Raw genomic sequence first — 15,302 nt, forward strand, 5'->3', positions numbered from 1 at the left:
TCTGCGACGAGGGCGCTCAGGCGTCCTCGTCGCGGAGGCGCTGCGGCCCCGCGCCCTGACTTCCCAGGGCATCGTCGGGGTTGAGCAGACCGCACGCCTTCATCGACAGGCATCCGCAGCCGATGCATCCCGTCAGCTCTCGTTCGAGTCGCTCGATGCCCTCGCGGCGCTTCTCGAGTTCGCGCTTCCAGCGCCGTGACGCCCGCTGCCAGTCGGCGTGACTCGGGGTCTGCGTGAGCGGGACGTCGGCGAACGCGTCCTGCACATCCGACAGCGGGATGCCGAGGCGTTTCGCCACGGTGATGAGCGAGACCCGGCGCAGCATGTGTCGGGCGTAGCGGCGCTGATTGCCGGCGGTGCGCGTCGACGCGATGAGACCGAGGCTCTCGTAGAAATGCAGGGCGGACGGGGCGACGCCGGTGCGCCTGCTCATCTCGCCGATCGTCAGCGGCTCGTCGGGTCCGTGCGCAATCCGGTCCGGATCGGTGCTCATCGCGGCCTCCTCGATTTGACCTCAAGTGTACTTGAGGTCATACGGTGGCAACCGTGACCCGAACGGAGACCGCCACCCGATGACCTACGTGATCGCCCTGCCCTGCGTCGATGTCAAGGACCGTGCGTGCATCGACGAATGCCCTGTTGACTGCATCTATGAGGGCGAACGCTCGCTGTACATCCACCCCGACGAATGCGTCGACTGCGGCGCGTGCGAACCCGTCTGCCCGGTCGAGGCGATCTACTACGAAGACGACCTGCCCGACGTGTGGCAGGACTACTACAAGGCCAACGTGGAGTTCTTCGATGAGCTCGGGTCGCCCGGTGGCGCCGCGAAGCTCGGCATCATCGAGCGCGACCACCCGATCATCGCCGCACTTCCGCCCCAGGAGGCACCCGAATGAGCAGTCAGCAGCACCCCGCCGCGCCGGTTCCGTCCGAGGTCGGTGAGGGGCTCAAGGCCGCGTTCCGCGCGCATCCGGCGGGGGTCGCGATCATCACGGCGATGACCCCCGCCGGTCCCGTCGGTCTCACGGCGTCGAGCGTCGCATCCGTCGCGGTCGACCCCGCGGCGATCGTGTTCTCGGTCACCAGGGCCACCGGCAGCGCGGGCTCGATCCTCAACGCCGAGTCGTTCGTCGTGCACCTGATCGACGACGAGCACTCGGCCCTGGCGCAGAGCTTCGCGGTGAGCGGCGCCGACCGCTTCACCCCCGAGCAGGGGTGGGGCACCCTTCCGACCGGTGAGCCGTACCTCGCCGAGGCGCGCGCCGCGATGCGCGGTCACACGATGTCGACGGTCGCGGTCGGCTCATCGACCGTCGTGGTCGCCGAGATCGACGAGGTGCTGCTCGGGCGGGCGGGCCGACCGCTCGTCTACCTCGACCGCCGATTCCACTCACTCCCCACCGATCAGAACGACTGAAAGGAACAGCATGCCCACTCCGTACACCCTTCCCGAGCTGCCGTACGACTACTCGGCGCTCGCCCCGCACATCTCCGGCAAGCTCATGGAGCTGCACCACTCGAAGCACCACCAGGCCTACGTCACCGGTGCCAACACGGCGCTCGAGCAGCTCGGCGCGGCCCGCGAGTCCGGCGACTTCGCCGCCGTGAACAAGCTCGAGAAGGACCTCGCGTTCAACCTCGGCGGTCACATCAACCACTCGGTGTTCTGGGAGAACCTGTCGCCCGACGGCGGCGGCAACCCCGAGGGCGAGCTGGAGGCCGCGCTGACCGACGCGTTCGGCTCGATCGACGCCTTCCGCGCGCACTTCACCGCCACCGCGCTCGGTGTGCAGGGTTCGGGCTGGGCTGTGCTCGCGTGGGACAGCGTCGGCGCGCGTCCGGTCATCTTCCAGCTGTTCGACCAGCAGGGCAATGCTCCGCTCGGCGTCACGCCGCTGCTGCAGCTCGACGTCTGGGAGCACGCCTACTACCTCGACTACCTCAACGTGCGCGCCGACTACGTCAAGGCGTTCTGGGAGCTCGTCAACTGGTCCGACGTGCAGCGCCGGTTCCAGGCCGTGCAGGAGAAGACCGCGGGCCTCATCGTCGCCCGCTGAATCTCACGGATCTCCTCCCGGCGCCAGCGCGTCGGGAGGAGATCTGCGCCGCATTGCCGCCAGCGCGCCGCGTTGCGGCCAACGCGCCGCATCGGGAGGAGATCCGCGATCCGGAGGAGGATGCCGCGGCATCCGCCCTCCCGTCCGCAGATCTCCTCCCGATTGAGCGAGCGTCAGGCGAGCAGTTCGCCCGCGAGCGCCTCGATGCGACGGCGGATGTCGTCGCGGATCGGGCGCACGGAGTCGATGCCCTGCCCGGCCGGGTCGTCGAGCTCCCAGTCCTCGTAGCGCTTGCCGGGGAAGAACGGGCAGGCGTCGCCGCATCCCATCGTGATCACGACATCAGAAGCCTGCACGGCCTCGGTCGTGAGCACCTTGGGCTGCTCGGCGGTGATGTCGATGCCGAGTTCGCTCATGGCCTCGACCGCGATCGGGTTGATCTCGTCGGCGGGCATGGATCCGGCGGAGCGCACCTCGATGCGGTCGCCGGCGACCTCGCGCAGAAAGCCTGCGGCCATCTGCGAGCGTCCGGCGTTGTGCACGCACACGAAGAGGACGGAGGGCTTGGTGGTGGTCATGATGTCTCCAGGGTAAGCGAGCGTGCGGGGTCGAGGGTCGTCAACGGCGTCCTGCCGATCTGCAGCACGGCCGGCGCGGCGCAGCAGCTGCCCGCGCCGTCGTCGAAGTCTCCTGATCCCCCGCATACCCCGGTCGCGGGCAGGGCGAGTTCGTTGCGCGCCGCGCCCTCCCGATCACCGACGAGGTGGGCCGCGACGCTGCGCACCTGCTCGTAACCGGTGAGGGCGAGGAAGGTCGGCGCTCGACCGTAGGACTTCGCGCCGACGATGAAGAGGCCCTCCTCCGGCTGCATGAGCTGTCGGGCACCGGTCGCGCCCACCGAGCCGCAGGAGTGGATGTTGGGGTCGATCTCGGAGGCGATGCCGGCGACCGCATCGAGAGCGGGGTCGAGATCGATTCGGAGTTCGCGCAGGATGCCGGTGTCCGGCCGGAATCCGGTGAGCGCGAACACGTGCGCGATCTCCGCCATCTCGCGTCCGTCTTCGGCGACGATCACCAGGCCGCTCCCGTCCCGTCGGAACTCGGCGACGCGGAATCCTGTCACCACCTCGACGACACCGTCATGGATCACCTTCGACACCCGAGAGCCGAGGGCTGCGCGTTCGGGCAGCTCGTCTCCGGCGCCGCCCCCGAGAACGTTCGCGGCGCTCCCTCGGCGGAGCAGCCAGGTGACGCGGGTCCCCGGCGACCGGCGGGCCAGTTCGCTCAGGCGCAGCACGGCGTGCGTGGCGGAGTGTCCCGCTCCGACGACGACCACATGCGAACCCGCGAGCTCGGACACGTCGTCGGGGATGCGATAGGAGATCAGATCGGATGCCGCGGCCTCGCCCACGGCGGGGAAGCCGTCTGCGCCCGCAGGGTGGGGGAGGTCCCAGGTGCCGCTCGCGTCGATGACCGCCCGGGCGCGGATCCGCGACTCGGTGCCGTCCGTGTCGAGGGTGTGCACGACGAACGGCTGGTTCCTGCGTCCGGACTCGACGACCTTGTCGCGACCCTGGCGAGCGACGCCCGTGACGGCGGTGCCGTACCGGATCCGCTCACCGAGTGCGCCCGCGAGAGGCGCCAGGTAGTCGCTCACCCATTCCGCCCCGGTCGGACAGCCTGCGGTCGGTGCGGTCCACCCGGTCGGCTCGAGCAGGCGACGCGCGGCGGCATCCGTCAGCTCGGGCCACGCCGAGAACAGGCGCACGTGGCCCCATTCGGAGACCGCGGCGGCAGGGCCGCGCCCTCGTTCGAGGACGACGACGTCTTCGCGGCGTTCGACGAGATGCGCCGCCGCTGCGAGACCCTGCGGCCCCGCGCCGATGACGACGATGGGAAGCTCGGACACGACATCTCCTCAGATCGAAAGACTTCAATATGAGAAGCGTCGCCCACGTATCGAACATTGTCAATACGTGAGAGGATGACCGCATGACGCTTCCGGTGACGATCGAGCAGACGGGCTGCTGCACGCCGCGCGCGGCATCCGCTCTTCCGCTCGCCGAGGCCGAACGGATCGCCCGCCTGTTCAAGGCGCTCGGCGACCCGACGCGCATCCGCCTGCTCTCGCTGATCTCGTCGGCCGCGGGTGGCGAAGCCTGCATCTGCGACCTCACCGACCCGGTCGGTCTGTCGCAGGGCACGGTCTCGCATCACATGAAGCTGCTGGCGGACGCCGGACTCGTCACGCGTGAGCAGCGCGGCAAGTGGGCGTACTTCTCCCTCGCCGAGGGCGCTCTCGACGCCGCCGGCGACGCGCTGCGAGCCGTCTGATCCTGCTGCGCTCCTCAGGTCGGCGGGCGGTCATCCCGATAGGCTGATTCCATGGCCCTCCTCTCGATCGCCGGTTCGGCGCGCGCTCCGCATGAGCTGCGCTCGGCGACTCCGATGAAGGAATGGATGCGCGTCGTGCTCCACCCGGGCACGAACGGGTGGACCAGCGTCTGGGGCACTCTCTCGCACGGCGAGATCGCGGGCTGCCCGCCGCCACGCGACTAGACCGCGCCTCTGTGGGGTGCGGTCTTCCGCGTCGTTCACCCCTTCTCTCGCGTGAGGTCTCGTCATGTCCGCTTCTCCTGTCCGTCCCCGTGCCCGTCTGCGCCTCGCTCCGCACGAGTTGTGGCGAGGCATCCGCAACAACGCCCGCAGCGAGGTGCTCGGTGGTTCGCTGCTGCTCGCCGCCACCGTCGCCGCGCTGATCCTCGCCAACACCCCCGCCGTGTCGTGGTACGAGTCGGTGCGCGACTTCACGTTCGGCATCCCCGAGCTGTATCTCGATCTGAGCATCGGGGCCTGGGCCGCGGACGGCCTGCTCGCGATCTTCTTCTTCGTCGTGGGTCTCGAGCTGAAGGAGGAGTTCGTCACCGGCCGACTGCGCGATCCGCGTCAGGCGGCGCTGCCGATCGCCGCAGCCGTCGGCGGGGTGATCGTGCCGGCGATCATCTTCGCCCTGATCAACGCGGGCGACGGCGACGCCCTGCGCGGCTGGGCCATCCCGACCGCCACGGACATCGCGTTCGCGGTCGCCGTGATCGCCGTGGTCGGGAAGTTCCTCCCACCGGCGCTCCGTGTCTTCCTGCTCACACTCGCGATCATCGACGACCTGATCGCCATCACGATCATCGCGACCTTCTACACCGACTCGATCAGCTTCCCCTGGCTGACTCTCGCGCTGCTGCCCCTCGCAGGATTCGCGCTGCTCGTGCAGAAGGGCGTGCGGGCGTGGTGGATCCTGATGCCTCTCGCGATCGCCGTGTGGGTCTGCATCCATGCCGCCGGCATCCACGCGACCGTCGCCGGAGTCCTCCTCGGTTTCGTCGTTCCTGTCATCCCGACCGAGCGCGCTCGGGTGCCGCGAGGGACGGATGCCGACGGCGAGCCCCTCTACGACGGCCTCGCCCCGCACTTCGCCGACCGGTGGGGTGTCGTGGCGACGCTGTTCGCCGTGCCCGTGTTCGCCTTCTTCGCGGCGGGCGTCACGATCGGCGGACTCGCGGGGCTCGCGTCGGCGCTGACCGATCCGATCGCGATCGGCATCATCGTCGGCCTCGTCCTGGGCAAGCCGATCGGGATCCTCGCGACCACGTTCCTGCTCAGCCGGGTGCCCGCTCTGCGTCTCGACGAATCGCTGCGCTGGCCCGACCTCACCGGCATGGCGTTCCTCGCCGGAATCGGATTCACCGTCTCCCTGCTCGTCGGCGAGCTCGCCTACGGGTCGAGTTCGGTCGCCGACGAGCACGTCAAGATCGGCGTGCTCCTCGGCTCCCTGATCGCCGCGGTGATCGGCGGGCTGATGCTCGCGAGGCGCAACGCTCTCGCCCGCCGATCGCCGCTCGACGCCTGAGGGCGATGGTCAGGAGCTGCCGACCGTCGACTGCAGCTTCGCCATCACCTGGGTGATCGTGAACGATGCCGATTCCTGGCGAGCGGGGAACTCGGCAAGGGTGTGCAGCATGTTCGCCACATACGCCTGAGCCGGGATGAACAGGAAGATGTGGTCGAGCACCCAGTCCCAGTAGGTGTTCGAGGTGATGTCGGCGCGCTCGAACGGATCGGTGCGCAGATTGAAGAGCTTCGGGAACCGCAGCTTGCGCCAGTTGCGCAGGTCGGTCGGGCCGGGAGTCGGCGTGAAGACCAGGAACCGGGCACGAGGTCCTTCGGATCCGCATCCGGAAAGGCAGCCGGGTCGAGAGGCCGCTCGGCCACGGTGATATATCCCGTGGCGTCGACGAATTCCGCGTACTGCGCGTTGGTCACCTGGTAGCGGTCGATCTCGAACAAGGCGACCTCGCGCTCGTGCACCGGGCGCTCGTCGGGGTAGAAGTCCTCGGACCCCATCCGGTAGGTTCCGCCGGGGATCAGCACCATGTCGCGAATGTTCGTCACCCGCGTCAGCGTAGCGTCCGGGGCGTCGCGCGGGGCAGGATGCTCGCCCGCGTGGGGCTAGCCGACCAGGCGCGCGGTCGTGCCTCGGACGTTCAGCTCGTAGGGGAGCTCGGCCGGTATTCCCGCGGCTTCGCCGTCGGCGAGCTTCGCGAGCACGGCATCCGCCGCACGCTCGCCCTGCCCGAGGGGGAACTGGTCGACGGTGCTGAGTCGGAAGAACTCGCCGAGCTCGTGACCGTCGATGCCGACGATCGAGAGGTCATCCGGCACGGCGAATCCGAGGTCGCGGGCGGCGAGGATCGCCCCGATCGCCATCTCGTCGGATGCCGCGAACACGGCGGTGGGTCGCGGGCCGGGGCGTCCGAGCAGCTGCTTCGCCGCGCGGTATCCGCCCTCGACCGTGAAGTCGGCGGGCTCGAGGAAGGCCGGATTCAGAGGGATGCCGGCCTTCGCCAGTGCCTTCTCGAAGCCCAGGCGACGATTCGTCGGGATGTGGAAGTCGATGTCGAACTCGGGGTTCGCGCCGATGTGGGCGATGTCGCGGTGTCCGAGACCGATCAGGTGCTCGGTCGCCAGCTGGGCCACGGCGACGTCGTCGACGGTGAGGGTGTCGAGCTTGGGGTTCGGCCCGCCGATCGCGATCACCGGCAGGCCGAGGTCGAGCAGATACTGAGTCTCGTCGTCGTCGAGCTCGATCGACACCGCGATCACGGCATCCACTCGCTGCCGCCGCAGGAAGGTGTCGAACACGTGGCGGCGCACGTCCTTGTCGGCGGTGATGTTGTAGAGGGTGATGTCGTAGCCCTCGCGCATCAGCGCGGACGATACCCCCGACAGCACGGTGCTGAAGAACCATCGGTCGAGGAAGGGCACCACGACCCCGATGTTGCGGGTGCGGCCCGATGCCAGGCTCGACGCGCGGGAGGACACGACGTAGCCGAGCGCCGATGCCGCCTCCTGCACGCGCAGGCGGGCCGACTCCGACACATGGCCTCGGCCGCTCAGCGCGCGCGAGACCGTCGCGGTCGAGACGCCGGCGAGCCGGGCGACCTCATCGATGCTCGCCATGGGGATCCTCTCTGAGCCGTTCCGGTCGCAGTTCGTGCCGTCGGGCGGTGCCGTGGGCGGCGCGAACTGCGACCGGAACATGATGCGACGTTACGCCTTGGTGTACCAGACCGCGGTGTCGACGGGCACGGCGCCACCGTCGAACGGCTGGCTCTGCAGGATCACGAACGCGTCGGTCGGCAGCGGCAGCGGCTCGGTGCCGAGGTTCGCGAGCACGTGCACGTCGCCGCGGCGGAACGCCACCGCATCTGCGCCGGCGTCTTCCCAGACGAGCGATCCGCTGCCGAAGCCGTGCTCACGCCGTCCGGCGAGCAGGCGCTTGTAGAGCGCCAGCGTCGAGGCGGGGTCGACCTCTTCGACGTCGCGCGAGTACGACGCCCAGTCGGCGGGCTGGGGCAGCCACGACGCACCGGTCTCGTTGAAGCCGAACGCCGGAGCATCCGCCTCCCACGGCAGCGGCACACGGCATCCGTCGCGACCGTAGCGCTCGCCGTTGGTGCGGAACCACGTCGGGTCCTGACGGAAGGCGTCGGGGATCTCCATCGCCTCGGGCAGGCCCAGCTCCTCGCCCTGGTAGAGGTATGCCGAACCCGGAAGCGCGAGCATCACGGTCGTCGCCGCGCGAGCGCGCGCGAGTCCGATGGCGGTGTCGGGCTTGTGCGGGGTGTTCGGGCCGATGCCCTCGCCCTGCGGGTTCTCGGCCGTGAGCGCGAGTCGCGACGCGTGGCGCACGACGTCGTGGTTCGACAGCACCCAGGTGCTGGGTGCGCCGACCTCGCCGAACGCGTCGAGGGATTCGCGGATGACAGACCCCAGAGCCTTCGCGTCCCACTCGGTCATGAGGTAGGGGAAGTTGAAGGTCTGGTGCATCTCGTCGGGGCGCACCCACAGGGCGGTCTGCTTGAGCGTCGGCATCCAGGCCTCACCGCACAGCGCGCGGTCGCCGTCGTACTCGGCCAGCACCTTGTGCCAGTCGCGGTAGATATCGTGCACGCCGTCCTGGCCCCAGTACGGCACGTTCGCCTCGCCGCCGCCCATCGAGTCTGCGTCTGCCGGGGGCGTGTAGTCGGGCAGGCCGTCGGCCTTGATCATGCCGTGGGCCACGTCGACCCGGAAGCCGTCGACGCCGCGGTCGAGCCAGAAGCGCAGGATCGAGCGGAACTCCTCGCGCACCTCTTCGTTGTTCCAGTCGAAGTCGGGCTGCGTCGGGTCGAAGATGTGCAGGTACCACTGGCCCGGCGTGCCGTCGGCCTCGGTCACGCGCTCCCACATGCCGCCGCCGAAGACGGACTCCCAGTTGTTCGGGGGCAGCTCGCCGTTCTTGCCCTTGCCGTCGCGGAAGATGTACCGCGCGCGCTCGGGGCTGCCGGGAGCAGCCTTGAGGGCCTCCTGGAACCAGGCGTGCTGCGCCGACGAGTGGTTGGGGACCAGGTCGACGACGACGCGGATGCCGCGGGCATGCGCCTCGTTCAGCATCGTGTCGAAGTCGTCGAGGGTGCCGAACAGCGGGTCGACGTCGCGGTAGTCGGCGACGTCGTAGCCGGCGTCCCGCTGGGGGCTCGTCATGAACGGGCTCAGCCAGATCGCGTCGACGCCGAGCTCCTTCAGCGAGTCGAGCCGGCTGGTGATGCCGGGCAGGTCGCCGATGCCGTCGCCCGAGGCGTCGGCGAACGAACGGGGGTAGATCTGGTAGATGACCGCGCTGCGCCACCACTCGGAACCGGGGGCTGCGATCTGCTCAAGCTGTGCCATGGCAACAGATTAGTGCAAACGCTTACATGATTGCCAGAGCGAGCATCGAATCGATTCGGGGATCCGATATTCTGCGCCGGTCCGCAGCCGCTTGCAGGCCCGGGAGTATGCTTCGGGCATCCGACCACAGGAGGCTGTCATGGTTCCCGAGATCAACTACTGGGCCGTTCTGCTCGCGACCGCCTCGAGCATGATCGTCGGCTCGATCTGGTACGCGCCGAAGGTGTTCGGCACCCGCTGGTCGAAGCTCGCGAACGTCGACATGGATCGTCCGGGGGCGAGCGCGACGATGGCGATCATCACCACCGTGATCGTGAGTTTCGCGACGGCGTGGGTGCTCGCCGGAGCATCCGCGATCGCCTGGCACTTCTACGACGGATCGTTCTTCTGGGCCGCCGTCGTCACCGGCGTGCTGCTGTGGGCCGGGTTCACGGCCGCGCGGTTCATCACGCACGACGCCTTCGAGGGGCGCCCGACAGCGCTGACCACCATGAACATCGCACACGAGATCGTCACGATCGTGGTCATGGCCGTGATCATCGGCGTCTGGCCGCCGGCTCTCGGCTAGTTCGCCGCGGCATCCGTCGTGAGGTCCTGCGCGAACATGACGAGGATCCCGCTCGGGCCGCGCAGATAGGTGAGCCGGTAGACGCCCTGGTAGTTCGCGACTCCTCGCAGCGGGTGATATCCGTGCCGGGCAGCGATGGCCAGGGACTCGTCGATGTCGTCGACGGAGAACGCCACCCGGTGCATCCCGATCTCGTTCGGCAGGGTCGGCTCGGTCTCGATCGCGTCGGGATGGATGTATTCGAACAGCTCGAGCTGACCGTGGCCGTCGGGTGTCTGCAGCACGGCGATCTTCGCGTGGTTGCCGTCGAGGCCGACGGCGGTGTCGGCCCATTCGCCGCTGACCTCGTCCCGACCGAGCACGGTGAGGCCGAGATCGGTGAAGAAGGCGATCGTCGCCTCGAGGTCGCGCACGGCGATGCCGACGTTCTCCAGTGTGATGGGCATGGCTCGCATGCTACTCGCGGGGCGCGACACGCCGGGCGCCTCGAAAGACTAGACCTTCGCCACTTCCGCCGAGACTTCCTGGTATGCCAGCATTTTGCACGTGACCTCCTGGTCGCCTGCGGTCGCCGACTGCGGTTCAGACCGAGGGGGTCTTCATGTCGGGGTCATCGCGCCGTTCAGCGCCATGGATGCTCGCCGCCGCACTCATCGCCGCCGCGATGGTCGCGGGCGTGACCACCGCGGCCTCCGGTGATGCCCCCGCCGACGACCCGACCGCCGCACCGGATCCGACTCTGTCGGTCGCCCTCGCCTACGAGTTCCTCGATGCGCGCGTCGACGAGTTCTGCGACGGCGCGGGGCACTGCCTTCCCCGCAGCTATCAGGGAGGCTTCTTCACCGACCTGCCGACCTGGGACTTCACCCCGTCGTTCGTCTACGACGACGCCCTCGTCGTGATCGCATACACGGCACGCGGGCTCCCCGACGACATCCGTCGGGCGCGGACCATCGGCGACACCCTGCTCTTCGTGCAGGCGAACGACCCGATCGGCGACGGCCGAGTGCGCACCTCGTACGAGCCGCACGGCATCCGTCAGGGGAGGGTCGAGATCACCGGCCCCGGCACGTTCACCGGCAACCAGGCCTGGACCGGTATGGCGCTCGCGCGTCTCTTCCACGCGACCGGCGACTCGAAGTACCTCGCCGGGGCGGTGCAGATCGCCGAATGGATCCAGAACAACACCGCCGACATGGTGCGAGCGCCCTTCGGCTACACCGGCGGCCAGCTCGAGAACGGCTCGTCGCTGGAGTGGAAGTCCACCGAGCACAACAGCGATATCGCCGGCTTCTTCACGCAGCTCGCACAGCTCACCGGCGACTCCGTCTGGGCCGATCGGGCGGGCGTCGCGTCGGCCTTCGTGGCCGCGATGCAGAGCGCCGACGGCCATGTCGACACGGGCACCCTGCTGGACGGGTCGACGGTCAACACCCGCCCCATTCCCCTCGACGCGCAGACCTGGAGCTCGCTCGCCACGCGCGACCCCCGCTACGACACCTCGCTGGACTGGACGCTGACCCACCTCATCGCGACGGACGGGCAGTATCAGGGCGCGTCGATCAGCGACGCCGACGTGTCGAAGGTGTGGTTCGAGGGATCCGGCCACCTGGCGCTCGCTCTCACGCTGCGCGATGCGCCCGGTGACGCCGAGCGCGTGGAGTCGCTGCTGAGCAGCATCCGCCTCGGTCAGCGCGATGCGGCCAACGGCGACGGCAAGGGGATCGTGGCGACGTCGACCGACGGCCTCGACTCGGGCTTCGGCGACCTCTACTACGCCAGCCTGCACACCGGTGCGACGGCCTGGTACCTGCTCGCCGCCGCGGGCGACAATCCCTTCGCGCTGCCCGTCGACTGACCCGTCGCGCGCGGTGACGCCTGCCGCCACGTAGGGCGCGGTGCGGGGTCACTAGTGCACCTCCGGCGCGGTGCGTGGTCACCATTGCACCGGATTCGGGTGATTCGGATGCGGAACTGGCCCCGGCTGCGGGCGCGGTGCGGAACTGGCCCCGGCTGCGCGCGCGGATGCGGAACTGGCCCCGGCTGCGCGAGCGGGATCGGAACTGGCCCCGGCTGCGCGAGCGGGTGCGGAACCGACCCCCTCGGTGCTGGGGCCGGCGTCATCGCCCCGGTGCGGGGCCAAAAGCGCATCCTCCGCTGATGCGGGGCCAATAACGCATCCGAAACCGGCGATTCGGGTGCAGAACTGGCCCCGGCTGTGCGCGCGGGTGCGGAACTGGCCCCGGCTGTGCGCGCGGGTGCAGAACTGGTCCCGGCTGTGCGCGCGGGTGCGGAACTGGCCCCGGCTGCGGGCGCGGTGCGGAACTGGCCCCGGCTGCGGGCGCCTACCGCTTACGCGGCGACGCGGGCGACGGCGGCGATCGCGCTGGTGAAGAAGTCGACGCCGTCGATGCCCGAGCGCATGGCGGCCGAGGTGTCGGGGCCGAAGCCGGCCTCGGTCGCGTGCTCGGGGTGCGGCATGAGACCGACGACGTTGCCGGCCTCGTTGGTGAGTCCGGCGATGTCGCGCAGCGAGCCGTTCGGGTTCACGCCCGCATAGCGGAATGCCACGAGGTTCTCGCCCTCGAGACGGTCGAGCGTCTCCTCGTCGGCGATGTACCCGCCGTCGGCGTTCTTCAGCGGGATCGTGATCTCCTGGCCCGTGCGGAAGCGGTTTGTCCACGCGGTGTCGGAGTTCTCGACGATCAGCTTCTGATCGCGCCGCACGAAGTGCTGGTGATCGTTGCGGATCAGGCCGCCGGGCAGCAGGTGCGCCTCGACCAGCATCTGGAAGCCGTTGCAGATGCCGAGGATCGGCATGCCCTTGGCCGCGGCGTCCTTGACCTCCGCCATGATCGGCGAGAGCGCGGCGATCGCACCGGCGCGCAGGTAGTCGCCGTAGCTGAAGCCGCCGGGCAGCACGAGGGCGTCGACGCCCTCGAGATCGTGCGAACCGTGCCAGAGGGCGACCGGCTCGGCGCCGGCGATGCGCACAGCGCGCTGGGCGTCGCGGTCGTCGAGCGAGCCCGGAAAGGTGATGACGCCGATGCGCGTGGTCACTCGGCGACCTCGATGCCGACGACGTCCTCGATCACGGAGTTGGAGAGCACCTCATCGGCGATGCGGCGGGCCTCGGCGAGGATCTCGTCGGTGACCTCGCCTTCGACGGTGAGCTCGAAGCGCTTGCCGATGCGGACATCGGAGAAGCCCTCGACGCCCAGACGGGAGAATGCGCCGGACACGGCCTTCCCCTGCGGGTCGAGCAGTTCGGGCTTGGGCATGACGTCGACGACGATGGTGGGCATGAACGGCTCCGGAAGTCGCGGGCGGACGGGCGTGTCCAGTCTACCGGCTCGGGACTCGCCCGATTCCCGGGTGACGGGGCTCAGGCGTGGAAGACGGTGTGCAGGTCGCCGATCGCCTCGCGGCCGCCGAGACCGTCGATCTCGAACAGCACGGAGATGCCGACGACGTGGCTGCCCAGGCGCTCGACCAGTTCGCGTCCGGCGGCGAGCGTGCCCCCGGTGGCGAGCACGTCGTCGATGAGCAGCACGCGGGATCCGGCGGGTAGATCGTCGTGCATCTCGATCGTCGCGGTGCCGTATTCGAGGGCGTAGTCGACGGATGCCGCGGGGCGGGGCAGCTTGCCGGCCTTGCGGATCGGGATGAGGCCGACGCCTGCGGCGATCGCGGCCGCTCCGGCGAGGATGAAGCCGCGTGCCTCGATGCCCGCCACGACGTCGAACTGTCCGGCGAACGGCGCGATGATCGCGTCGGTGGTCGCCTGCAGGGCCTCGGCGTCGGCGAGCAGCGGGGTGATGTCGCGGAAGATGATCCCCGCCTCGGGATAGTCGGGGATGCTGCGGATCAGGGATTCGGCGCGGACGAGGGCGGGGGAGAGATCGGTGTCGGGCACCGGTCAAGGCTACGCGAAAGGCTCGGGCTTGACACCGTGGGAGCGCTCCCATAGAGTCACTGGACAGTGCATGGGAGCGCTCCCACAGGAATCCTCACGGGAAGCCATCACGGAAAGCCCCCGCACGACCCCGAGCACCACCCGCACCACCACTGCACGACCCACCACAAAGGAGTGAACTGTGAACACACGTGCCCGCAAGCGGATCCTGACGACAGCAGCCGTCGCATCCGTCTCCGCCCTGGCCCTCGCCGGCTGCGCCTCCGCCGATGCCGGCGACAGCGCTTCCGGTGACGAGAAGGTCACACTGACCGTCACCACCTTCGGCACCTTCGGATACGACGACCTCTACGACGAGTACGAGAAGGCGAACCCGAACGTCACGATCGAGGCGACCAACATCGACACCGGCGGCAACGCCCGCACCGACGCGTTCACGAAGATCGCAGCCGGCTCGGGTCTCAGCGACGTCGTCGCGATCGAGGAGGGGTGGCTCGGCGCGATCATGGACGTCTCCGACACCTTCGTCGACCTGCGCGACTACGGCATCGAAGACCGCAAGTCCGACTGGGTCGACTGGAAGTACGGACAGGCGACCGACGCCGAGGGCCGCGTGATCGGCTACGGCACCGACATCGGCCCGAGCGGCATCTGCTACAACGGCGCCGCCTTCGAGGCGGCCGGCCTGCCCAGCGACCGCGAGTCCGTCGCCGAGCTGCTGAACGGCGACTGGGAGAACTACTTCGCGGTCGGCGCCGAGTACACGGCCAAGACCGGCAAGGCCTGGTACGACCACTCGGGCTTCGTCTGGAACGCCATGGTCAACCAGCTCGACGAGGGGTACTACACCTCTGACGGCGAGCTGAACGTCGAGGACAACGCCGAGCTGAAGGAGCGCTTCGAGCTGCTCGGGGCCGCGACCGAAGGCGGTCAGTCCGCTGCACAGACCGCGTGGGACTGGAACGGCGGCAAGTCGTTCGTCGACGGCACCTTCGCCACGTTCGTCTGCCCGGGCTGGATGCTCGGCGTCGTGCAGGGCCAGGTCGAGGCCGGCGGCGGCGACGCCTCCACCGGCTGGGACTTCGCCGACGTCTTCCCCGGCGGCGCAGCCAACTGGGGCGGCGCATTCCTGTCGATCCCCGAGAGCTCGCAGCACAAGGAGGCCGCGGCCGACCTCGCCGACTGGCTGACGCAGCCCGAGCAGCAGGTCAAGCAGTCCGCCGCCGCGGGCAACTTCCCGTCGACGATCAAGGCGCAGGAGACGCTCTCGTCCGAGGCGACTCCGAACGCGTTCTTCAACGACGCACCCACCGGTGCCATCCTCGCCGAGCGTGCCAAGGGCGTCGTCGCCCAGTTCAAGGGCGCCGATGACTCGGTGATCCAGGAGAACGTCTTCGGTCCGGCCCTCAGCGGCCTCGACCGTGGCGAGACCGACACCCAGGGCGCCTGGGATGCCGCGGTCGAGCTCCTGAACGAGCTGGTCGACTGACCC

The 15,302-nt window shown here is 69.3% G+C and carries 19 protein-coding genes and 1 pseudogene; 9 read left to right on the forward strand and 11 right to left on the reverse strand.

From position 1 onward, the window contains the following. Positions 1-16: 16 nt before the first annotated feature. Positions 17-493 (reverse strand): redox-sensitive transcriptional activator SoxR, encoded by a 477-nt coding sequence (gene soxR, locus QRN21_RS09405; protein WP_053098572.1) that lies wholly within the window; start codon positions 491-493, stop codon positions 17-19. A 79-nt stretch (positions 494-572) separates the two neighbouring features. Here soxR and fdxA point away from each other — a divergent pair, with 79 nt between their 5' ends. Genes fdxA through QRN21_RS09420 form a run of 3 tightly spaced genes read left to right on the forward strand, consistent with a single transcriptional unit; the run spans position 573 to position 2,060 of the window. Then, positions 573-899, forward strand: a complete 327-nt coding sequence (gene fdxA / locus QRN21_RS09410; RefSeq protein WP_285363797.1) for a ferredoxin — start codon at positions 573-575, stop codon at positions 897-899. After that, complete coding sequence (locus QRN21_RS09415) at positions 896-1,420, forward strand: flavin reductase family protein (RefSeq protein ID WP_053098574.1); 525 nt, start codon at positions 896-898, stop codon at positions 1,418-1,420. The genes fdxA and QRN21_RS09415 overlap by 4 nt, the downstream gene beginning before the upstream one ends. 10 nt (positions 1,421-1,430) lie before the next feature. Next, complete coding sequence (locus QRN21_RS09420) at positions 1,431-2,060, forward strand: superoxide dismutase (RefSeq protein WP_285363799.1); 630 nt, start codon at positions 1,431-1,433, stop codon at positions 2,058-2,060. A gap of 173 nt (positions 2,061-2,233) precedes the next feature. On the opposite strand, the gene QRN21_RS09425 is transcribed toward QRN21_RS09420, so the two are convergent. Together QRN21_RS09425 and QRN21_RS09430 are read right to left on the reverse strand one after the other, a co-directional pair. Then, complete coding sequence (locus QRN21_RS09425) at positions 2,234-2,638, reverse strand: arsenate reductase ArsC (RefSeq protein ID WP_285363800.1); 405 nt, start codon at positions 2,636-2,638, stop codon at positions 2,234-2,236. Next, positions 2,635-3,969, reverse strand: a complete 1,335-nt coding sequence (locus tag QRN21_RS09430) for an NAD(P)-binding domain-containing protein (RefSeq protein WP_285363802.1) — start codon at positions 3,967-3,969, stop codon at positions 2,635-2,637. The genes QRN21_RS09425 and QRN21_RS09430 overlap by 4 nt, the downstream gene beginning before the upstream one ends. Positions 3,970-4,052: 83 nt before the next feature. Between QRN21_RS09430 and QRN21_RS09435 the strand changes: the two genes are divergently transcribed. The 3 genes from QRN21_RS09435 (at position 4,053) to nhaA (ending at position 5,964) form a co-directional block, all read left to right on the forward strand. Beyond that, positions 4,053-4,394 carry an ArsR/SmtB family transcription factor gene (locus tag QRN21_RS09435; RefSeq protein ID WP_053098578.1) on the forward strand — a complete coding sequence of 114 codons (342 nt, stop codon included), beginning with the start codon at positions 4,053-4,055 and terminating at the stop codon, positions 4,392-4,394. Between the two features lie 51 nt (positions 4,395-4,445). Beyond that, entirely contained in the window at positions 4,446-4,619 is a 174-nt protein-coding gene (locus tag QRN21_RS09440) for a hypothetical protein (RefSeq protein WP_171821976.1), read from the forward strand. Positions 4,620-4,683: 64 nt separating this feature from the next. Then, on the forward strand, positions 4,684-5,964 hold the full coding sequence (gene nhaA / locus QRN21_RS09445; protein ID WP_285363804.1) for a Na+/H+ antiporter NhaA: 1,281 nt from the start codon (positions 4,684-4,686) through the stop codon (positions 5,962-5,964). 9 nt (positions 5,965-5,973) lie between these two features. Here nhaA and QRN21_RS09450 read toward each other — a convergent pair whose 3' ends face one another. The 4 genes and pseudogenes from QRN21_RS09450 to QRN21_RS09465 form a co-directional block, all read right to left on the reverse strand. Beyond that, the gene (locus QRN21_RS09450; RefSeq protein ID WP_285363903.1) at positions 5,974-6,126 is read right to left on the reverse strand and encodes a hypothetical protein; all 153 of its coding nucleotides are present in this window, start codon (positions 6,124-6,126) and stop codon (positions 5,974-5,976) included. Between the two features lie 84 nt (positions 6,127-6,210). Further along, positions 6,211-6,488, reverse strand: a pseudogene (locus QRN21_RS09455) (SUMF1/EgtB/PvdO family nonheme iron enzyme); the annotation flags it as partial. A 75-nt stretch (positions 6,489-6,563) separates the two neighbouring features. Next, positions 6,564-7,574, reverse strand: a complete 1,011-nt coding sequence (locus QRN21_RS09460) for a LacI family DNA-binding transcriptional regulator (RefSeq protein ID WP_056276449.1) — start codon at positions 7,572-7,574, stop codon at positions 6,564-6,566. A 90-nt stretch (positions 7,575-7,664) separates the two neighbouring features. Beyond that, a complete protein-coding gene (locus tag QRN21_RS09465) occupies positions 7,665-9,326 on the reverse strand; it encodes a glycoside hydrolase family 13 protein (RefSeq protein ID WP_072590618.1) in 1,662 nt (553 codons plus the stop codon). 139 nt (positions 9,327-9,465) lie between these two features. Here QRN21_RS09465 and QRN21_RS09470 point away from each other — a divergent pair, with 139 nt between their 5' ends. Next, positions 9,466-9,894 (forward strand): DUF1761 domain-containing protein, encoded by a 429-nt coding sequence (locus QRN21_RS09470; RefSeq protein ID WP_053098583.1) that lies wholly within the window; start codon positions 9,466-9,468, stop codon positions 9,892-9,894. On the opposite strand, the gene QRN21_RS09475 is transcribed toward QRN21_RS09470, so the two are convergent. After that, positions 9,891-10,340, reverse strand: coding sequence for a VOC family protein (locus tag QRN21_RS09475; protein ID WP_285363806.1), 450 nt, complete (start codon positions 10,338-10,340; stop codon positions 9,891-9,893). The genes QRN21_RS09470 and QRN21_RS09475 overlap by 4 nt on opposite strands. 155 nt (positions 10,341-10,495) lie before the next feature. Here QRN21_RS09475 and QRN21_RS09480 point away from each other — a divergent pair, with 155 nt between their 5' ends. Then, positions 10,496-11,752 (forward strand): YyaL domain-containing protein, encoded by a 1,257-nt coding sequence (locus tag QRN21_RS09480; RefSeq protein WP_285363807.1) that lies wholly within the window; start codon positions 10,496-10,498, stop codon positions 11,750-11,752. A gap of 494 nt (positions 11,753-12,246) precedes the next feature. Here QRN21_RS09480 and purQ read toward each other — a convergent pair whose 3' ends face one another. From purQ to QRN21_RS09495, 3 genes are all read right to left on the reverse strand, one after another. Then, a complete protein-coding gene (gene purQ / locus QRN21_RS09485; RefSeq protein ID WP_053098585.1) occupies positions 12,247-12,954 on the reverse strand; it encodes a phosphoribosylformylglycinamidine synthase subunit PurQ in 708 nt (235 codons plus the stop codon). Then, positions 12,951-13,199, reverse strand: a complete 249-nt coding sequence (purS, locus tag QRN21_RS09490; protein ID WP_053098586.1) for a phosphoribosylformylglycinamidine synthase subunit PurS — start codon at positions 13,197-13,199, stop codon at positions 12,951-12,953. Before purS ends, purQ begins: the two co-directional genes overlap by 4 nt. An 80-nt stretch (positions 13,200-13,279) precedes the next feature. Continuing rightward, positions 13,280-13,810, reverse strand: a complete 531-nt coding sequence (locus QRN21_RS09495) for an adenine phosphoribosyltransferase (RefSeq protein ID WP_053098587.1) — start codon at positions 13,808-13,810, stop codon at positions 13,280-13,282. 181 nt (positions 13,811-13,991) lie between these two features. Here QRN21_RS09495 and QRN21_RS09500 point away from each other — a divergent pair, with 181 nt between their 5' ends. Further along, positions 13,992-15,299: an ABC transporter substrate-binding protein gene (locus tag QRN21_RS09500; RefSeq protein WP_072590620.1), complete on the forward strand. Its 1,308-nt coding sequence runs from the start codon at positions 13,992-13,994 to the stop codon at positions 15,297-15,299. Positions 15,300-15,302 lie beyond the last annotated feature (3 nt).

This window comes from Microbacterium sp. LMC-P-041 (assembly GCF_030209555.1).
GTDB lineage: Bacteria > Actinomycetota > Actinomycetes > Actinomycetales > Microbacteriaceae > Microbacterium.